The sequence below is a fragment of the Streptomyces chiangmaiensis genome, from assembly GCF_036281785.1.
Classification (GTDB): Bacteria; Actinomycetota; Actinomycetes; order Streptomycetales; family Streptomycetaceae; genus Streptomyces; species Streptomyces chiangmaiensis.
The window spans coordinates 1-18734 of the sequence record NZ_JAYWVC010000159.1 but is presented as its reverse complement, the minus strand read 5'-3'; the positions used below and the strand labels follow the sequence as shown (position 1 = coordinate 18734).

The window sequence follows — 18734 nt, the reverse complement described above, 5'->3', positions numbered from 1 at the left end:
CCGTCTGCGGGTCGACCCGCGCGCTCAGGACTACTACGAGCGCCGGATCAAGGAGGGTAAGACCCGGCGCGAAGTCGTCCGTTGCCTCAAACGCTATGCGGCCCGCGAGGTCTTCCACCTGGTCAAACAGCTACAGCCAGCACCCCGCTCATAGGGGCTGTGACACGTGAGGACCCCCGTCGGCTTGCCCCGGCGGGGGTCCTGCGTGGACCGGGACCTGATACGACGACGCCCCGCCGGCTTGCTGCGGCGGGGGGTCGTCGTGCAGTTGGTCAGGACGGATTGGGGCTTGCACTGGAGGCTCCGTTGTACTCCGGCTCGCCGCTCTCGAGTACGCGGAGGAGCGAGGCGGTGACGACGCGGGCGGTGCGGCCTATCGGTAGCACGCGGCATGGGAATTCTCCGCGGCGAACGAGGTCGTCGCTCTTCGATTTCGACAAGCCGAACGCCTCGGCGGCGTCCTCGACGCTCGCCGTCCCACTTCAGGTGGCGCGGATGTGCTCGGGGGTGAACTGGCCGTGAGACTTTTCGCCGCTCTGACTGGGCATTCCTGTCGGCAGTGCCTTTCGGGTTTAGTTGGTTCCGCGGCAGTGGGGAAGCGGGGAGACACGGTGGACTGCCAATAGTCCGCGGAATCACCGGTTTCGGTAACCGGCCATTGACGGATACCCTGCTCCGCTCAGCGTTGGAGGTGAGTTGCATAGGGCTCAACCGGCGCCAGCACCGCTGGTTGGGGCCGTGGCATTGTCTCCACGTGTTTCCGATGACCTCGCACGTGGAGTGCGTGGCGATTTTAGAGCCCACTGCAAGGGGCACTGACCTGCTTCTCAGGCGCGGCCGGGCCTACTCGACCTGGATGCCGTGCTGCACGGCCTCTGACGGGCGGGCCGCTTCGCCGTCGGGGTTCTTGTGGGGCGCATGTGATGCACTATAAGGTGAACTGCTTTGCGTGGCACGGGAGTTCGAGGTCGCCGACCAGGGGAGAGTCGTGGAGATCAAAAAGGTAGTGATCCGCGAAGAGGAGCGCACGAACCGCAAGCCCGCCGTCATGGAGAAGCGCCCGCCGACCCGCTGACCGGGCGGGAACGTGAGCGTGAGCGGGATATCGAGGGGACGGTGACGGGGGAGAGTGGTGTGCGCGTACAGCTGGTGACCATGCCGTGGCACCCGATCGATCTGCCCTCTCTCCAAGTGGGCCTGCTGCATCAGCTGTTGCGGCAGGCCCGCCCGGACGACGATGTGCGTGAGTTCCACGGCTCGCTGCGCTGGGCGGAGTTCCTCCTCGAGCGGTCCGGCGGGCGGCTGCGCCCCGGTGACTACGAGGCGATCGGCAGCGATTCGATCTTCGACGGCCTCGGTGACTGGGTCTTCTCGGGTGTGCTGTACGAGGACGAGAACTGGGGCGTCGCTCGGCTGAAGGAGTACGCTGCACGTCGCGGCCTCTGCATCGACACCGCCTCCGACATGCGGGTCCACGCGAGCGAGTTCATCGCCGAGTGCGCGACGGAGGTGCTTGCCCAGGAACCGGACGTCGTCGGGTTCACCAGCACGTTTATGCAGAACGTGCCCTCGCTCGCGCTGGCCAGGGAGCTCAAGCGCCGCCGTCCAGGGCTCACCGTCGTCTTCGGCGGCAGCAACTGCGACGGCCCGATGGGGCACGCCCTGCACCGCAACCATCCCTTCGTCGACCACGTGGTGCGCGGCGAGGGCGAGTACGCCTTCCCGGCGCTCCTGCGCCACCTGGACGCCGACACGCCACCCGCCGACGTACCGGGCCTGTGCTGGTGGGAAGGGCAGACGGACGGCCGGGTCTCGCGGGCGAACACCGAGTCCCGGCGCACCGTGGCGCCCTCCGACATCCCCGCGCCCGACTACTACCAGTGGCAGGCAGCCCTCGACGCATCCCCCGTCGTCGAATACGTCTACCCGAAGCTGGTGGTCGAGGGGGCACGTGGCTGCTGGTGGGGCGAGAAGCACCACTGCACCTTCTGCGGGCTCAACGGCTCCTCCATGGCGTTCCGCGCCAAGTCGGGTGAGCAGCTGTGGAGCGAGATCGACCACCTCGTACGACGGCACCGCATCCTCGACGTCGTCACCGTCGACAACATCATCGACATGGCGTACTTCAAGGACTTCCTGCCCCTCGCCGCCGAGAGTGGCTGGGACCTGCGGATGCACTACGAGGTCAAGTCCAACCTCAACCGTGAACAGATCGCCCTCCTCGGGCGGGCCGGAGCCGTACTCATCCAGCCCGGCATCGAAAGCCTGAGCAACCGGGTCCTCGACCTCATGGACAAGGGCGTCAGCGGTGCCCGCAACGTCCGCACACTCCGTGAGTGCGAGAACCACGCGCTGACCGTCACCTGGAACTACCTGTACGGCTTCCCGGGCGAGACCGTCGAGGACTACGCCCCGGTCGTCGACCAGCTGCCCGCGCTCGTCCACCTGCAGCCCCCGGGCGGCGCCCACCGCATCCAACTGGAGCGGTTCAGCCCGAACTTCACGGACCCGGGGTTCGGCTTCGGCAAGCGGCACCCAGCCGAGATGTACCACCATGTCTACGAGCTGCCCGAGTCCGAACTCGCCGACCTCGTCTACCTGTTCGCGACGGACGACGCGGGCATCGGCGGAGAGACCGAGAGCCGGCTCAAGCGGGCCGTCGCGGCATGGCGCGACGGACATCACGGATCGAGCCTGGTGATGGAGGAAGCGGAGCCGGAGGACGGCGTCGACGTACTGCTCGTACACGACCGGCGCCACGGCTGGCCTCGCCGCACCCACCGGCTGACCGGCTGGCAGGCGCAAGCGCTGCGCCGCCTTGAGGACGGGCGGACGGAGCCCGCGCTGCACCGGCTGCTGACCGGCGACGGACACGACATCCCGGCCGAGGAGCTGTGCGGGTGGATCCAGCAGGCTCAGGCGACGGGGCTGGTGTTCCGCGACGGGCGGACGTACGTGTCCCTGCCCACGTGGGACGTACCGGACCGCATCGACCCCGACCCGGCTCCGCAATCCACGGCCCGTCAGGAGGTGGCCGGATGACCGGGCTTCCTGCGACCATCCCCCACCGTGTGATCGGCCGACAGGTCCACGTGGACGTGCCGCTGCGCCTGGGCGGGGCGGGGCGCGAGACGGCGGTGGCGGTCCAGTTCCTGCGCGAGTGTCAGAGCCAACGGCTCCGTACGCACTGGGAGATCGCCTACGAAGACCGGCCGCGAGGCGACGACCCGCTTGACACGCATGGCGCCCCGTACGTACGGATGCTGCACCACCTCCCACCACCCGTCGCACGGCCGGACGAAGCATGTGAGTTGAGCGCCTGGCGCACCTCGTATGCCGCCTTCCCCGCCGGCATGCTCTACCACCGCCGCGGCCCGGACTTCATCACCGTCATGGACCGCAGAGAGCGGCCCGCCTCGGCGAGGTTCACCCTCGACCACCCGGATCTGCTCGTCACCTTCGCCACGGTCCAGGAGCCCACGGCGATCGGTGACCTCGACGCCGTGCAGCGGGAGGCAGTCGACCTGCTCGCGGCCGAGCGGCTCGCTCTCGTCGCGGACGGTTGGGCGGTGGCCCTGCCGCCGCGGCTGCACCGCTGGCCTGTTCCCTGCACAGGGATCTGAGGGTTGTGCGCGTCACGGGCCGACGGGATGGTCCCCCTGCGTCGCCACCGTCCCTTCGTGCTGCTGTGCGGCGAGCAGGTCGCCAGCTCCGTCGGGCGGCAGATCACCGCTCTCGCACTGGCCCTGCTGGCCGTGACCGATCTCGGCGCGGGGCCGTTCGGGGCGGCCGCGCTGCTTGCGCTGACCTATCTGCCCGGCGCCGTGCTGAGCCCGCTGGCCGGAGCGATCGTCGACCGGATCAGGCTGCGCCGCCTCCTCGTGTGGGTGACCACCCTGCAGACCCTGGTCGTCGGCTCGATCTCGTTGGCCGGCGCGGTGGGGCATGTCACCCTGGCGCACCTGTACGTGGTCGCAGGCGTCTCGGGCACCCTGACCTTCACGCTCTCGGTCGCGCTCCAGGCAGCGCTGCCGCGCGTCGTCGGACCGGAGCGGCTCCTCGCCGCCAACTCGGCGCTGACCGCAGCCCGTACGAGCGGACAGGTCGGCGGGCCCGCGCTCGGCGGTGTCATGGTCGGGCTCCTCGGAGCCGACGCGGCGCTCCTCGCGGCCAGTGCGGCCTACGCAATCGAGGCGCTCTTTCTGTTCGCGCTGCCCGCCGCGCTGAACGCGCTGACAGGCTCGCGGGAGCCCGCCCGCGCGAAGTCCCTGGCCGGCTCGCTGCGTACGGGACTCGCGGTGGTGCGCGCCGAGCGCCGACTGCGCCGCATGGTCCTGGCGGGCGCCGGACTCAACCTCGGCAGCGGTGCGGCGGCCGCCCTCTACGTCTTCTACGCGACCCGCGATCTCGCCCTGCCCGCCTGGCAGTTGGGCACGACCTACGCGGCCTACAGCGCGGCCACCCTGGCGGGCGCCCTGCTCGCCGGACGCTTCGCCAGGACCTCGGGGCTGTGGCGGGCCACGCAGATCTTCGGGCTCGCGGCAGGCGCTGCTGTGTTCCTGATCCCGGCCGCGTCGCTGGGCTTCGCCTTCCCCGTGCTGCTCGCGTACCAGGTCTGCTACGGCCTCTCCGGCACCGTATGGATGATCTCCATGACGACCACGCAGCAACTGGTCACCCCTGACGGCATGCAGGGCCGCGTCGCGGGACTCGTGCAGGCGGTGGTGCTCACGACGGTGCCGGTCGGAGCCCTTGCGGGGGGCGCGCTGGCCGCCTGGCTCGGCAACGTACCCATGCTCATGGGCGCGGCGGCCGTGACCCTGTTCTCCGCGGCGACCCTTTGGGCACCCACGGGGGCGGGCGTCACGGTGCCGGAGCGGGCCCTGAACGCGGAGGCGGAGATCCGCCGCTAGTGCTCTGACCGGGAAGGTTCGCCGGGTTGGTGGTCGCGACGGTTGGATATGCGGTGACGTCCGATCCGACTGCTGGGGGTGCGGTGGCAGAGCCTGTCCGTGTGCGCAGACTGACCGACCAGGAAGGGCAGAAGCTGCAGCAGATCGTGCGGCGAGGCAGCACCAACTCGGTGCGGTACCGGCGCGCGATGATGCTGCTGGCCTCGGCCGGCGGGAACCGGGTGCTGGTGATCGCGAAGCTGGTGCAGGCCGATGAGGACACCGTCCGGGCCGTGATCCACCAGTTCAACGAGATCGGCCTACCCTGCCTGGACCCTCGGTGGGCGGGAGGCCGTCCCCGCCTGCTCAGCCCTGACGACGAGGACTTCGTCATCCAGACGGCCACCACCCGCCCGACCAAGGTCGGCCAGCCCTTCACCCACTGGTCCATCCGCAAGCTCGTCGCCTACCTGCGGAAAGTGCACGGCCGCGTGATCCGGATCGGCCGCGAGGCGTTACGGTGCCTGCTCGCTCGCCGCGGCATCACCTTCCAGCGCACCAAGACCTGGAAGGAGTCCCCCGACCCCGACCGCGACGCCAAGCTCGACCGCATCGAGGAGGTCCTGAACCGCTTCCCGGACCGAGTGTTCGCGTTCGACGAGTTCGGGCCGCTCGGCATCCGCCCCACCGCCGGGTCGTGCTGGGCCGAGCAAGGGCACCCCGAGCGGCATCCCGCGACCTACCACCGCACTCACGGGGTGCGCTACTTCCACGGCTGCTACTCGATCGGCGACGACACCCTGTGGGGAGTCAACCGCCGCAAGAAGGGCACCGCGAACACACTGGCCGCGCTGAAGTCGATCCGCGCCGCCCGCCCGGACGGCGCCCCGATCTACGTCATCCTGGACAACCTCTCCGCCCACAAGGGCGAGAAGATCGGGCGCTGGGCGGCCAAGCAGCGGGTCGAGCTGTGCTTCACCCCAACCTACGCGTCCTGGGCCAACCCCATCGAGGCCCACTTCGGACCGCTACGGCAGTTCACCGTCGCCAACTCCACCACCGCAACCACACCGCCCAGACCCGGGCCCTCCACGCTTACCTGCGCCGGCGCAACACCAACGCCCGCCACCCCAACGTCCTCGCCGCCCAACGCCGCGAACGCGCCCGCATCCGCAGCGAGAAGGGAATCCGGTGGGGCGGGCGGCCATTGGCTGCCGCCGCCTGACAGACCACTTCAGCATTTACCCGGCAGAGCCGTCGCAATATTCGAAACCCGTCTCCACGTCGCCGCGGAATGCAAGTGCCTCGCGGCCGATGCCAAGCGCACCGAGCAGGATGTCCAGCGCCGAGTCCACGTCGTCCTGTGAGCGGCTCACCCAGACGAACGTGTCCGTGACGACCGCTCCTTCAAGCCGACTCAGCGCAAAGTCCACCCGCTCGATGCGGAACATGGCAACGTCCACATCCCCGAGATCCTCCCACCCGCGTTCGACGGTCAGTCGCAATCGCGCCGCGAGCGCTTCCAGCGGCGGCCTCAGCCCCGCCACCAGCCGGAAAGAGCTAGCAGCGAACTCCCACATGCTCTGCTGGAACGCGGGATTGCGCTTCCCACCCTGGTACGACGGCGCCGCCTCCCAATCCGGCTCAGGCGCGGGAACCTCTATCTGGACCAAGCCGACCTCCCCAACCCGAACATCGCTACGACCGCCCACGATTCACCGTAGCGGCTCGACTGAGCTTCAACCCGGTGAACCTTCCCGGTCAGAGCACTAGCTTCCGTTGGCGAGCTGCCAGGGCAGGGCGGCGAACGCGATCACGACGCCACTGAGCAGTGCGGTGGTGACGGCGGTCTCGATGACGCGGGAGCGGTTGGGGCGGCGGCCTCGCCATCGCTCGAATCGGGTGAGCTGTGTTGCTGGTTTCGCCACGGAGCTGTCCTCGGATGTAGGGGTGGGGGAGGGCGGCCCCGCTCCCTCGGGGGGACCGAGGTGAGGATGCGCGGTCGGGTGCGGGGCCGCCCCGCTTGAACCCCGGCGCACTGAGCGGCCAGGGAAAGAAACGGGCTGTTGGGGGACTACCAGCTGGATTCGAGGTTGTGGTGCAGTAGCCGGCAGGCCCGTGCCAGGAGGTGGAGTCGTGCGGTGGGGTTGGTCAGTTCGCCACCCTCTTCAGCCAGGTGCACCGATCTGGCGTGCCTCAGGGTGTCGGCCAGGAGGTCACGCGCCCGCAGAGCCGCCGGGGTGCTGCCGATCATGCGGCTCAGGGTGTTCCGCCACTGCCAGCAGGGACGGCAGGTAGCCGTTCAACTCGGCAGCAACAGTCTGTGCCAGACTGGATGTCGGGTCTTTGGTGGCGAGTTGTTCCGCCCGATGCGCTGCGCTGATCACCTTGGCAACATCCACCGGCTCGCAAATTCCCCCGCTGTGTTGGGCGTGAGAGCGTCCGGTGGTGAGGACCGTCGCATCCCGTCCCCGCCCGGGGCGGACACAATCGTGTTGCGCGCTGCTCTCGGCGTTGAGCTCCAACACGTCGGCATTCACGGCCGGGAGGCCCGCGCCGGGCCGCTCGACCTTGTGGGCCGGGACCTGCATCCCTTCACGGTAAGAGCACACCGGCCCCGAACCGCCGGGCGACACCTCGTCGGCAGCAGCAGCCATCTGTTCATCCGCCATGCTCAGAGCATTGCAATCGCAGGATTCCGGCAGAAAGGTCCGGCTGGTTACCCAACTTGGGCAACCTCGCCCACAAGCGACAATAAGCAACGTTGGGTAGCCTTCAGCCATGGGAGCATCGCCATGACCGACCCGTCCCGACCGCCGGAGCTCCCTGCCGGGCTGCTCACCGACCCGGAGATGCTCGACGCAGGCCGTTTCCGCGATTTCGCGCGCGTATTCCGCCTGATCAAGATCCACGCGGGGATCTACCCCTCGATGATCGCCCGGCGCTGCGACCTGACACCCAGCCGGGTCGACGAAGTGATGGCAGGCAGGCGCCAGTTGGTGCACATCGATGTCATTGAGCGAGTGGCTGACGGACTGCGGATCCCCGGCCACATGCTCGGGCTGGCACGACGTTCCTGGGAGACACCCGTGGCTCTGGCCACGACCGAGCGTGAACCGTCCGCTGCGAAAGAGCCGATACTCTAGGGCGAACCCGCAGCCATCCTTCCGGGGCGGAGGTGGACAGCTTCCTCGCGCTGACCACCCGAACCAGTCCAAGCCCCTCCACCCTCCAGGCGCTGCGCGCATCGATCGAGCATTACTGGCGCCGAGACGACCAGCACGGTGGCGAAGCATTACGGCCGGCGGTAGTCGGCCAACTCCGTTACGTCATCAACCTCCTGAAAGAAACCCGCTCGGAGCCCGCCCAGAAGGAGCTGTACGCGGTGCAGCCGAGTTGGCACGCCTCACAGTTATCTAGATGCGGTTTTCTGGCGGAGGCACGTAGGTTCAGGACTCACTCTTCTGTGTGACTTATCGCTATCTGATAGGTCGTTGGTACGTCTGGGTCGTTAGGTCATCCGTGAAATTCCATGTGGAGAAGGCGACGCTGCCCGGGGCTGTGCCGACGGTGGCCTGGGCCATCGTGGATGAGCTGTTCCGGTTGCATCCGGAAGCGAGTAAGTACCTGGAGAGTCTGCGGGGCCGTGGGTGTTCGGTGAACACGGTGCGCAACTATGCGTGTCGCCTGGCCCTGTACTTGACCTGGTGCGATGAGCGCGGCTTGGGGTGGCCCGATCCCGGATTCGAGAACCTGCTGAGGTTCCGGGACTGGCTCGTCAGTACCCCGCTTCCACCGCGCGGCAAGAAGCCGCCTGCCCGCCCGCGGTTCCGCAAGGACAGCAGCGCGGACGCCGTACTCGTCACGGTGACGGAGTTCCTCCGCTTCGGCGTCGGCCGCAACTGGGTGTCGGCGAAGGTCGCCGAGTCACTGTCTCAGCCACGTCACCTGCGGTTCCTACCAACCGACTTCGAGACGGGCGAGGGCGGACGATTCCGCCAGGTGCAGACCCGGACTTTGAGGTTCACGGCCGATGAGCCGGGCGTCGAGTGTTTTACTCCCGAGCAGGTCCAGCTGATGATCCAGCTGGCTCGCAACGCCCGGGACCGGTTCATGATCGTGCTGATGCGGGCGACCGGGATGCGTATCGGCGAGACGCTCGGCCTGCGCCGCGAGGACATCCACCTGCTGGTCGACTCCCGCATGTTGGGCTGCCATGTCCGCGGCCCGCACGTTCACGTCCGCCGTCGTCGGGACAACGTGAACGGCGCACTCGCCAAGTCCCACAGGTCTCGGGTCATCCCCGTCACCGACGAGATCGCCGAGCATTACCGCGACTACCAGTGGGAACGCGACCGTGTCTGTGAGGCCGTCGAGAGCGACATGGTCTTCGTGAACCTCTACCGGGCCCCACTGGGTCGGCCAATGGGTTACCCCAACGCGAAGCAGATGTTCGACAGGCTGGCCAAGTGGGCTGAGATCATCGCCCGGCCGCACATGCTCCGCCATACGGCGGCGACCGAGTGGGTCGCGGAAGGTGTCCCCCATGATGTCGTCCAGGCCCTCCTCGGGCAGGTGTCACCGTCATCGCTCAAGCCCTACCTGCACGCCAGCGACAAACGGAAGCGGGAAGCCGTCGAGCGAGTCGCGGCAGTAACCCGATGACTGTCGTCGCGATCACTTCCATCCCGAATGCCGTTACACCCCGCATCTCGCCGTTCTCCGTCGACTGGCAGGGGTGGCGGGACTGGCTGCGCGACCAACTGGACCCGCAATGGCGTCCAGGCGAATGGAGCGCGCAAGAGTGGCTGTTCACCGGGGACTTCGCCAACCCGCGAACCACGGTCTGGAAGTGCCTCACGCCCGCCTGCCGGAGCGGAAGGCGAGCCCGCATGCCGTATTCCGCCAGCTGGTCTGGTCAGTCCGCCGTGGATTCGTTGCCTTCTTCGGTGACGACCCATGGGAAGAGGACGCCATCGACCTGCGAGCGGCAGGGCTGAAGTCCCGCAGCAAGACCGGTCGCCGCAGGCATCCCGGGGTCGCCGACCTGGCGGGGATCCCTCAGCCGTGGCTGCGGGATCTGCTGCGACGGCGGACCGAGGCAGAGCGTCCCACCAGCAACGAGTTCAACCGGTGGCACCGAGGCGTCGTGCTCGCCGCCCAGGGGATGAACCGGCTACCCGGCGGTGGCACCGAACTGTCCAGCCTGGACTTCACCCACATCCAGGCAGCTTTCGAGGAGATCGCGGCCGCACGCAACAGCAGGACAGGCAAGCTCTGCGCGTCCAGCTACCGCAGCAAATTGCTGGGCGACTTCTTCGCCCTGTTGGACTTCGGCCGCCTCACCGGGCAACTCGAAGACGCACCGGGGGCGTTCGCTCGACACGGCTCTCACAGCATCCCCCAGGAGGACACCAACGAAGACGAGATCGGCAGGGCCATCCCCGAGCACGTCATCCGACAGCTCGACGCCCAGCTCGACACCTTCCCGGTGGACATCCACTACGGCGACCTCGCTCCAGAGGAAGTACGGGCGATGTTCCACGCCATCTATGTGGTCCTGCGTGACTGCGGTCGCCGGCCAAGCGAAGTGGCCTCCCTGCCCCGGAACTGCCTGGAGCGTGAGGGCGATGAGGTCTCGCTGATCTGGCACAACAGCAAGGGCCGCCGGTTGCGCAGGCGCCTGCCGATCGTCACCGAGACAGTGCAGACGATCGAGCGATGGCAGAAGATCCGCGGATACATCGCCGCCCCGCCCGACAGCGAGACCTACCTGTTCCCGGCCGCCACCGACGCGGCCGGCCTTCCGCACCTGGGGTGGATCACGCTCGGAGCGGCCATGCGCAAGTGGGTCGACTCCCTGCCCGAGCTGGACAGCGGCACCGTCGACACCCACGGCAACCCACTGCCGTTCGGCAAGTCCCTGATCTTTCCCTACGCGTTCCGGCACCCGTTTGCCCAACGGCACGCCGACGCCGGAACCCCGCTCGACGTCTTGCGCGACCTCATGGACCACGACGATCCCCGCACTACGCTCGGCTACTACCGCGTCTCCCTGAAGCGGAAGCGCGAGGCGGTCAAGACTCTCAGTCTCCAAGTCGTCGACCGGCACGGGGCAGATTCCCCGTGCTCACCGCTGGCCTACGAACAACGCTCGGTCGCCGTCCCGTTCGGGGGCTGCACCGAGCCCTCCAACGTCAAGGCGGGCGGCCAAGCATGCCCGATCCGCTTCCAGTGCTCCGGCTGTGGCTTCTACCGCCCAGACCCGTCCTACCTCCCGTCCATTGAGGATCACATCAACAGCCTGCGAGCCGACCGAGAGACCGCACTGGCCATGGATGCGGCCAGCTTCGTCATCGACAACATCACCGCTCGGATCACCTCCTATGAGGAGGTCTCCGAAAAGATGCGCAGGCGCATGGTCAGCATGCCGGACGACGAACGCGCCGAGCTGGAAGAAGCCGCCACGGTCCTCCGCCGAGTCCGGGCCGGTGACAACCGCAAGATGCTGCCCCTGACTGTGATCCAGCCGGAGAACAATTGAGCTCAGCAGCCCGCACCCCGGGCGAAGTCCTCGCAGCCTCCCGGAGAGCGGACAGCCTCCGCAAGCGGCAGCGAGCCCTCGACGTCGTCCAGAACATGCTCGCCGATGGCGAGCACATCACCTTCACCACGGTCGCCCGCACGGCCAAGGTCTCGACCTGGCTCGTCTACGCCGAAGGGGTACGCGAGCACATCGAGGCCGCTATCCGCCAGCAGGAACACGAGCCGGTCGTCGCACGGTCCGACGGCCGCCAGGCCAGCCCGGCGAGCCTGAAGTCCGACCTGATGATGGCGCGGGAAGAGATCACCGCTCTCCGCCAGGAGCGAGACCGCCTTCGCGAAGCCGTCCGGCAACAACTCGGTCAGCAACTCGACCAAGTCAGCAACCGCCAACTGACAGAGCGTATCGGCGAACTCACCGAAGCAAACCGTCGGCTCGAACGCTCCGGGGCTCAAATGCGCGCCGAAGCAGAACAACTCACATCTCGCATCGCATCGTTGGAGAACGACCTCGCAGCCACCCGCACCAGCCTGCGTCGCATGATCCGTGACGAGAACCGCTCCTGACGACCGCTGAACACGCGCCACACACGCCGAGGTGGGCTGACGGATCAGCGAACAGCCCGTCCTCGCTTTATCGAGCTCAGGGAGGCTGACGCTGGCCGGTCAGCTGGTCGCCGAGGGGGCTGCGACGGTACAGGACCTGCCGTCCGGCACGAGCCCGGGTGACGAGGCCAGTGACGTAGAGCACGCGCAGGTGCTGGGACACGGCGCTCGGGGTGACCCTGAGGCGGCGGGCGATCTCGACTGTGGGCAGCGGCTCATCGAGGAGGCTGAGCAGTCTCGATCTGGGCGCACCCAGAAGGGACACGAGAGCAGTCGCGTCAGCGATGGGCGCCGGCACCCAGAGCGTTGCCACTCCGCGGCTGGGGTACGCCAGCATCGGTGGTTCCTCCGGGCTGACGGGAGGCGCGGGCTTGTGAGCGAACACGGACGGTACGAGTAGCAGCCCTCGGCCGGACGCCGCGACGTGGTACCTGCCGATCATCTTGTCGATGTGCAGCACGCCGTTGTGCCATCGCAGATTCGGGTGCATGTCGGCGAACAGCAGGCGGGCGCCTCCCATGGCCAGTTGCCGCGCGCGGTAGGTCATGTCGGCTTCCAGCAGCAGCTGCATTTGCGGCCACATCGGCTTGATGGCGGCCTCCCAGTACTGCCGCAGGAGCTCGCAGAGGGCATCGCGGAGTCTGGCGACGGGCGCGTTGTCGGCAGCGGTGGCATCGTGCAGGGCTTCGGGGAGCGGGTCCGGCGCGTGCGTGGCCAGCAGATCCCGGCGGACCAGATCGGGGCAGGTCTGGCGGACGACGGCCAGTTCTTCTTCGAAGGCTGAGGCGAATCGTGCAGGCCGCGGCGTCAGGAAGTCGGGAAGGGTGCGCCTCGCCGCTACCAGGGACATGAGCAGGTCGGTGTCGAGCGCGCTGAGTCTGCCGAGAACGGACCTGCGCCATGGGAGGTGCAGCGCGGACAGTCCCGGCTCGCGCAGCACTCGCAGACTGAGCACGGTCTCATGCAGGGGCGATACGGCGAACCGCGTGTCCGCGAGGTCCTCGACGCCGAGCTCAAAGCTGATCATTAAGTCATAAGCTACATCGATTGGCAGCGGAGTGCGGGTGCCGTGAACTTCCACGCATGACACATACAGCTCACGCACAGCGCGTAGCGATCGTTACTGGAGCGGCACGCGGTATCGGCGCAGCTGTGGCCAAGCGACTTGCGCGAGACGGCTTGGCAGTCGGAGTGGTCGATCTGAACGAGGCAGAGTGCGCCGGTACCGTAAAAGCCATCACGAGCAACGGCGGGACAGCGGCAGCGGTCGCCGCCGACGTCGCCGACGAGACGGCCGTGACCGCTGCTGTCGCCCAGATCGCATCCGAGTTGGGGTCACCGACCGTGCTGGTCAACAACGCTGGCATTGGCGGCCCTGACGTCGGCGTCGCGGAGATGACCACGCAGCAGTGGGACGCGGTCACGGGGGTCAGCCTGCGGGGGGCGTTCTTCCTCACACGGGCCGTGAGTCCGCACATGGTGGCGGCCGGCTGGGGTCGGATCATCAACATGTCGAGCATCTCCGCGCTCGGCGATTCCGGTCGCGCCGACTACGCCAGTGCAAAGGCCGGTCTCATCGGCTTCACCAAGACGCTCGCCCTCCAACTCGGACGACAAGGCGTCACCGCCAACGCCATCGCTCCCGGCTTCATCGTGAGCGACATGACCAGGACCTCCGCCCGGCGACGAGGCCGCGCCTTCGAAGAGCACCAACGCCTCGCCGCGCAGGCCATCCCGGTCGGCCGGGTCGGCCAACCGGAGGACATCGCGCATACCGCGTCCTTCCTCGCGAGTCCCGGGGCGGGGTTCCTCTCCGGCCAGGTCATCTACGTCGCAGGCGGGCCGGTGGACTGAAGATGAGCCGCCGGTTGGTCCTGATCCTGGCCGTGACCTGCGCCGTCGGCGTGGGCAATGTCTACTTCCCGCAGGCGATCAGCCCGCTGGTCGCCGCCGGACTGCGCGAGTCGCCCGATTCCGCCGCCCTGGTGGTGACCGCGACCCAGGTCGGCTACACGGCCGGAATCTTTCTGCTGGTGCCGCTCGGCGACCGGCTCCCCTACCGCCCGTTCCTCGTCACCCTGCTCGCCGTTACAGGCGTGGGCCTGCTTGCCGCAGGCTGCGCTCCAGCCCTGCCGCCCCTCGTCGCCGCCAGCGCGCTCGTCGGCGTCACCACCGTGGCCGCCCAAGTCGTCGCTCCGCTGGCGGCCGGGCTGCTGGCCGCCGACCGCCGCGGAGCGGTGATGGGCACCTTGCTGAGCGGGTCAATCGGCGGCATGCTGCTGGCCCGCACCTTCAGCGGGACGCTCGGCGAATGGCTGGGGTGGCGCGCCCCCTACTTGGTGGCCGCAGTCCTGGTCCTGCTCCTCGCGACCGTCCTGGCCTACACGTTGCCGGCCACGACTCCGCCGTCGCGCCAGCCGTACCCGGCACTCCTGGCTGAGTGCCTGCGCCTGCTCCGCACCGAGCCGGATCTGCGCCGCTCCTGCCTCTACCAGGCAACGGTCTTCGCCGGGTTCTCGGCCGTTTGGACCTGTCTGGCGCTCCTTCTTACCGGCCCGGCCTACGGTCTGGGCGCCCAGGCGGTGGGGATGCTTGCCCTGGTCGGCGCGGCGACCATGCTGTGGACCCCGTTCGCCGGACGCCTGGTGGACCGCAGGGGGCCCGATCCTGTGAACCTCGTCTGCATGCTCGGGATCCTCGTCTCAGCTGCGGTCCTCACCGCAGGCGCCCGGGGTGGAGCGCTAGGTCTGACCGCCCTGATTCTCGGCACGCTGCTACTCGACGTCGCGATGCAGTCCGGCATGGTCGCCAACCAGGCCCGGGTCTTCGCCCTGCGTCCCGACGCCCGCAGCAGGCTCAACACGGCCTACATGACCTGCGCTTACCTGGGCGGCAGCGCGGGTTCCTGGCTCGGAGTACGCGCCTACGGCCAGGCCGGGTGGCGGGGCGTGTGTGCGCTCGTGGCGTTGCTCACCGTACTCGCCCTGGCCCGCCACCTCGTGGCGCTGCACGGCCGAAGGCTCCAGTTGGACGAGACCCCAGCCACGAGTCGGCTTTGAACCCGCTGTTCACTTACGGATGACCAACGTCCGTTTCCAGTAGTCCATCGCATCGCCGTGCCCTACGTCCCTGACAGCTGCATAGTGCGTTCACCTGCGCGTTCTGCCAAGAGATCTAGATAATCACAGGCCGGACGCACTTCGACGCCCGCCAATACAGCCAGGCCCGTTCGTACTTCGGTGAGGCCCTACAGCTGGCCAAACAGATCAACGACCGGCAGTTCATGGCCAACGTGCTGGCGTGCATGAGCCTTCAGGCCACCTACCAGGACAAACCCGCAGACGCGCTCGCCTACGTCAGCGCTGCCCAGGACGAGGCGCATACAACGCCAGGGACCACCCCACGTGTACGGTCGATGCTGGCCATGAGGGAAGCGTTCGCCCAAGCCACTCTCGGCAACCGGACCGCCACGCATGCCGCGATCACCGAGGCGCACCACCAGTTCGAGCGCATCCAACCGAGCGACGCCGAATGCCTCGGCCGCCGCCTTCTGGAGCAGTCGGGGATCCACACCCGCCTCGGCGTGCCTGTCGGTCTCGCGCGCACTGCAGCGTGATCGAATAGGGCATGGCATCGTCCTGGATCGGTAAACGGGTGCGCCTGCGCGCTGTCGAGCCCGACGATTGGACGGCGTTCGCGCGCTTCGCCGACGGCGACGGGCGGGGAGGGAGCCGGCTGGATCTACCGCGGTCCGCCGAGAGCTATCGTGCCTGGGCGAAGGAGCAGGCCGTTGCCGAGTGCGATGACGACCGTTTCCGGTTGGCGGTCGAAACGACGGCCACGGGAGAGCTGGTCGGCGCAGTCGGCTCACATCGCACCGGCCGTTGTTCAGGCTGGTTCGAGCTCGATGTCATGATCGGTGTCGACCACCGGCGCAAGGGCTACGCGACGGAATCCGTGGTGCTGCTGCTGCGTTTCATGTTCGCCGAGCGGCGCTATCACAAATGTTTGGCGGCGGTCTTGGCCCACAACGAGGCATCGCTGGCACTTTTTCGTCGGCTCGGCTTCACCGAGGAGGGGCGCTTGCGGGAACACGTTTTCTTCGCCGGCCGGCACCACGACCTCGTCATGATGGGCATGCTCGCCGACGAGTTCGACCGGCGACACGCGATGAGCGAACTATAAGCCGGTGATCCGAGCGTGTGCAGAACGGCACGCGAACTTGACAACGTTCGCTGTTCGCGGGTGGAGGCGGCCTGTCACCGAAAGCAGGACTGCTCTTGGTTGCGCACGGTGGCACGCAGGCGCAGGCCGGCGGTTGCGAGACCTTCGAAGGTGGTGACCTGGTAACTGGGTTCCGGTCCGGGCGGCTCGCTCACGTGGTAGCGGCGGGCGGTCTGCGCGGTCAGGAGCGTCAGCATGGCCATGGCCAGAGCGGCTCCCTCGCAGCCGTGCGGCCCGGTACCGAAGGCGAGGAAGACCCCGGGTTTCGCCGGCGAGCCCGAATCGTCGAGCCAGCGTTCGGGCTGGAACCGGTCCGGCTCGGGGTGGTCCCGTGCGTCGCGGTGGGCGGTGTAGGGGCAGACGAGAACGGTGGACCCGGCGTCGATGGTGTAGTCGGCGAGCTGAGTCTGTCGCGGAGCGCGCCGGGTCAGCAGCCAGCTCGGGGGGTGTAGTCGGAGCACCTCGTGTACCAGTGCCCGGGTGTATTGCAGGCGCTCGAGGTGGGTGCTGGTCGTCGCGGCCGGGTCCGCGGGCAGCAGGGCGGCTTCGGCCGCGATGCGGTCCGCTGCCCGGGGGTGCCGGGCCAGGTGGAGCAGGATCCATCCGGCTGCCCGGGAAGGTGTCTCGAAGGTGGCGACGGTGATTCCGGGGAGAGTGTCGAGGATGGCCTCTTCCGACAGTGGGCCGTAGCGGGAGGAGGGCCGGAGCATCTGTCCCAGCAGGTCGTCACCGAGCCGGCCCGATGAACGGCGCCGGCGGACGATGGGCCGCAAAGCGTTGGTGAAGGCGACTTGCTGCCGTGTGCGGAACCGCCGTGCCGGTGTGGGGATCCAGCGCGGCCAGACCCAGCGCGAGGGGCGTACGAGCACCTCCCGGGCCACGAAGAGCTGCCAGGCGAAGGGCAGCAGGGTGGGAGCGTCTTCGGAGAAGAGGTAGCGTACGCCGAGCTCTGCCAGGACGGGCCGGACCAAGGGCAGAATCTCGACATCCCGGCCCGTGGGCCACTGGTCGGCAAATAAAGCGGTGCCGGGCGCGATCTCACCGATCCGGGCCGCAACGGCCTGCGGGCGTAGCCCGCGCATGCGGACGGCGCGCGCGTGCGCACGCTCCTCGGGCGTTGGTGCTCCGCCAGCCCGCTTCAATGGCGGGAAGAGAGGCGAGGATGGCTTGGGGAAGTCCTGCGCGCGGTGCAGGACTGCTTCACACGGCCCGGCCGTAGCGGCTACGTAGACACCCGGCTCCAACTGCCAGACGTCCCCGCACTCGTCAGCGCCACGGCGCGCCAGTGCCAGCCGGTCCCGGCTCCAGACCGCGAAGCTGCCTTCGGGCAACCGCGGCGGCTCATTCATTCGGCCCATGAGATCACCCCTGACGCTCGCACCTGTCCAGGCCGATACCGTCGGCCAGCGTGGCCGGGAGCCGGCGGGAGCCCGGGGGCGCCCGCCGGCGGTGCGGTCACACCTTGTCGGCGGACACACCCCAGTCGTGGGCCCCGTACGCACCGTAGTTGCGGGTGAAGGACAGCTTGCTGAGCAACTTCGCGATCATGATGCACTCCTCTCGCCTGCCTTCAGCACTATGTGCCATATGTGCCATTTTTCCATACATGCCACATATCTCATGTTTTAGGGCGTTTGGCCGCACGCGTGGATGTAAGCCGTACGCAGCGGAGCGACGCCGAGCCTGCGGCGGGCACTCGACAGGGACGAGGCACACGGCTGTGCCAAGGCCGTGCGCCCGAGGCCCGCGGTGAGCTTGCCCCAGACCGCCTGGTCGGAGGACCGTTCGAAGAAGGCCAGCGCGAGGACGAAGTACACCACGACCCGCGCCGGCAGCAGACGCAGCCGTTGCTCCCGCACGGCGGTCTCCTCGATGACCGCATCAACGAGGACGGGATCGATGATCTGGGTCAGCTCGCCGACATGGCCGGGCGCGTACACGTCCGGATCTGTCGCTGTACACCGGACGCTGGCAGACTTCCGTAACAACGGGACCTCCGGGTTACTCGTCCCTGGCTCGACGCCATGGGACCTACCCGGGGTCCCGCCCTTGTGTTCGCCCACTTGACAGACCCGCCCGCCGTCTTAACGCAACGGTGTTGCACGACAGGGGACGAGCGGCAAGGTCACCCGTTGTAGGAGTCGACGAGAGGGGCGGCGGCCTGGGCCTGCACTTGGGGTTGCAGACTAGGAGGCTTGGACGGGCGAAGCCGTCTTGATCGGGTCAAGTTTGCGTGATGGTGCAGGTTTGGGCTGTTCAGGCGGCTAGTCCTGCTCGTTGGAGGTAGTCGTCGATGGCCTTGTCGTAGGCGCGGGTGGCGGTCCGGAGCGCGGTGGGTTGGGCGGGGTCGGCGAGGTCGGCCAGCCCGGTGCGGATCAGCCGGTTGTGGACCCGGGTGAGGAAGAGGGCCTGTTCGTGGCCGGTGGGGGTGAGCTGGTAGCGGTGGGTGCGCGGGATGCGTTGGATGAT

At 68.2% G+C, this 18734-nt stretch carries 18 protein-coding genes and 3 pseudogenes; 13 read left to right on the top strand and 8 right to left on the bottom strand.

Annotated features, from left to right (window positions below):
- The first annotated feature begins 949 nt into the window (after nucleotides 1-949).
- From VXC91_RS32200 to VXC91_RS32180, 5 genes and pseudogenes are all read left to right on the top strand, one after another.
- Nucleotides 950-1075, top strand: a complete 126-nt coding sequence (locus tag VXC91_RS32200) for a hypothetical protein (protein ID WP_329510882.1) — start codon at nucleotides 950-952, stop codon at nucleotides 1073-1075.
- Nucleotides 1076-1134: 59 nt separating this feature from the next.
- Nucleotides 1135-3042: a RiPP maturation radical SAM C-methyltransferase gene (locus VXC91_RS32195; RefSeq protein WP_329510881.1), complete on the top strand. Its 1908-nt coding sequence runs from the start codon at nucleotides 1135-1137 to the stop codon at nucleotides 3040-3042.
- Nucleotides 3039-3623: a DUF5825 family protein gene (locus VXC91_RS32190; protein WP_329510880.1), complete on the top strand. Its 585-nt coding sequence runs from the start codon at nucleotides 3039-3041 to the stop codon at nucleotides 3621-3623. Before VXC91_RS32195 ends, VXC91_RS32190 begins: the two co-directional genes overlap by 4 nt.
- A 27-nt stretch (nucleotides 3624-3650) precedes the next feature.
- Nucleotides 3651-4913, top strand: coding sequence for an MFS transporter (locus VXC91_RS32185; RefSeq protein ID WP_329510879.1), 1263 nt, complete (start codon nucleotides 3651-3653; stop codon nucleotides 4911-4913).
- Nucleotides 4914-4996: 83 nt separating this feature from the next.
- A pseudogene (locus VXC91_RS32180) lies at nucleotides 4997-6117 on the top strand (IS630 family transposase).
- 16 nt (nucleotides 6118-6133) lie between these two features.
- Here the strand turns inward: VXC91_RS32180 and VXC91_RS32175 are convergent.
- The 4 genes from VXC91_RS32175 to VXC91_RS32160 all read right to left on the bottom strand — a co-directional run bounded on the left by VXC91_RS32175 (nucleotide 6134) and on the right by VXC91_RS32160 (nucleotide 7564).
- Nucleotides 6134-6565 (bottom strand): hypothetical protein, encoded by a 432-nt coding sequence (locus VXC91_RS32175; RefSeq protein WP_329510878.1) that lies wholly within the window; start codon nucleotides 6563-6565, stop codon nucleotides 6134-6136.
- Nucleotides 6566-6661: 96 nt separating this feature from the next.
- On the bottom strand, nucleotides 6662-6820 hold the full coding sequence (locus tag VXC91_RS32170) for a hypothetical protein (RefSeq protein ID WP_329510877.1): 159 nt from the start codon (nucleotides 6818-6820) through the stop codon (nucleotides 6662-6664).
- Nucleotides 6821-6966: 146 nt separating this feature from the next.
- Nucleotides 6967-7146: a hypothetical protein gene (locus VXC91_RS32165; RefSeq protein WP_329510876.1), complete on the bottom strand. Its 180-nt coding sequence runs from the start codon at nucleotides 7144-7146 to the stop codon at nucleotides 6967-6969.
- Nucleotides 7109-7564 carry a hypothetical protein gene (locus VXC91_RS32160; RefSeq protein WP_329510875.1) on the bottom strand — a complete coding sequence of 152 codons (456 nt, stop codon included), beginning with the start codon at nucleotides 7562-7564 and terminating at the stop codon, nucleotides 7109-7111. Before VXC91_RS32160 ends, VXC91_RS32165 begins: the two co-directional genes overlap by 38 nt.
- Nucleotides 7565-7687: 123 nt before the next feature.
- On the opposite strand from VXC91_RS32160, the pseudogene VXC91_RS47150 reads away from it, so the two are divergent.
- The 4 genes and pseudogenes from VXC91_RS47150 to VXC91_RS32140 all read left to right on the top strand — a co-directional run.
- Nucleotides 7688-8303 (top strand): annotated as a pseudogene (locus VXC91_RS47150) (helix-turn-helix domain-containing protein); the annotation flags it as partial.
- 111 nt (nucleotides 8304-8414) lie between these two features.
- On the top strand, nucleotides 8415-9557 hold the full coding sequence (locus tag VXC91_RS32150) for a tyrosine-type recombinase/integrase (protein ID WP_329510873.1): 1143 nt from the start codon (nucleotides 8415-8417) through the stop codon (nucleotides 9555-9557).
- A 187-nt stretch (nucleotides 9558-9744) separates the two neighbouring features.
- The gene (locus VXC91_RS32145) at nucleotides 9745-11436 is read left to right on the top strand and encodes a tyrosine-type recombinase/integrase (protein WP_329510872.1); all 1692 of its coding nucleotides are present in this window, start codon (nucleotides 9745-9747) and stop codon (nucleotides 11434-11436) included.
- Entirely contained in the window at nucleotides 11433-12002 is a 570-nt protein-coding gene (locus VXC91_RS32140) for a DUF6262 family protein (protein WP_329510871.1), read from the top strand. Before VXC91_RS32145 ends, VXC91_RS32140 begins: the two co-directional genes overlap by 4 nt.
- A 76-nt stretch (nucleotides 12003-12078) precedes the next feature.
- On the opposite strand, the gene VXC91_RS32135 is transcribed toward VXC91_RS32140, so the two are convergent.
- Nucleotides 12079-13068: an ArsR/SmtB family transcription factor gene (locus VXC91_RS32135; protein WP_329510870.1), complete on the bottom strand. Its 990-nt coding sequence runs from the start codon at nucleotides 13066-13068 to the stop codon at nucleotides 12079-12081.
- Between the two features lie 56 nt (nucleotides 13069-13124).
- Between VXC91_RS32135 and fabG the strand changes: the two genes are divergently transcribed.
- From fabG to VXC91_RS32115, 4 genes and pseudogenes are all read left to right on the top strand, one after another.
- A complete protein-coding gene (fabG, locus tag VXC91_RS32130; protein WP_329510869.1) occupies nucleotides 13125-13895 on the top strand; it encodes a 3-oxoacyl-ACP reductase FabG in 771 nt (256 codons plus the stop codon).
- 2 nt (nucleotides 13896-13897) lie between these two features.
- On the top strand, nucleotides 13898-15100 hold the full coding sequence (locus VXC91_RS32125; protein WP_329510868.1) for an MFS transporter: 1203 nt from the start codon (nucleotides 13898-13900) through the stop codon (nucleotides 15098-15100).
- 122 nt (nucleotides 15101-15222) lie between these two features.
- A pseudogene (locus VXC91_RS32120) lies at nucleotides 15223-15624 on the top strand (hypothetical protein); the annotation flags it as partial.
- A gap of 44 nt (nucleotides 15625-15668) precedes the next feature.
- Nucleotides 15669-16226 carry a GNAT family N-acetyltransferase gene (locus tag VXC91_RS32115; protein WP_329510867.1) on the top strand — a complete coding sequence of 186 codons (558 nt, stop codon included), beginning with the start codon at nucleotides 15669-15671 and terminating at the stop codon, nucleotides 16224-16226.
- 74 nt (nucleotides 16227-16300) lie between these two features.
- On the opposite strand, the gene VXC91_RS32110 is transcribed toward VXC91_RS32115, so the two are convergent.
- The 3 genes from VXC91_RS32110 to VXC91_RS32100 form a co-directional block, all read right to left on the bottom strand.
- Nucleotides 16301-17614, bottom strand: a complete 1314-nt coding sequence (locus VXC91_RS32110; RefSeq protein ID WP_329510866.1) for a cytochrome P450 — start codon at nucleotides 17612-17614, stop codon at nucleotides 16301-16303.
- Between the two features lie 276 nt (nucleotides 17615-17890).
- A complete protein-coding gene (locus VXC91_RS32105) occupies nucleotides 17891-18205 on the bottom strand; it encodes a transposase domain-containing protein (protein ID WP_329510865.1) in 315 nt (104 codons plus the stop codon).
- 316 nt (nucleotides 18206-18521) lie between these two features.
- Nucleotides 18522-18734: hypothetical protein (locus VXC91_RS32100; protein ID WP_329510864.1), on the bottom strand; the 213-nt coding region annotated here is incomplete at its 5' end.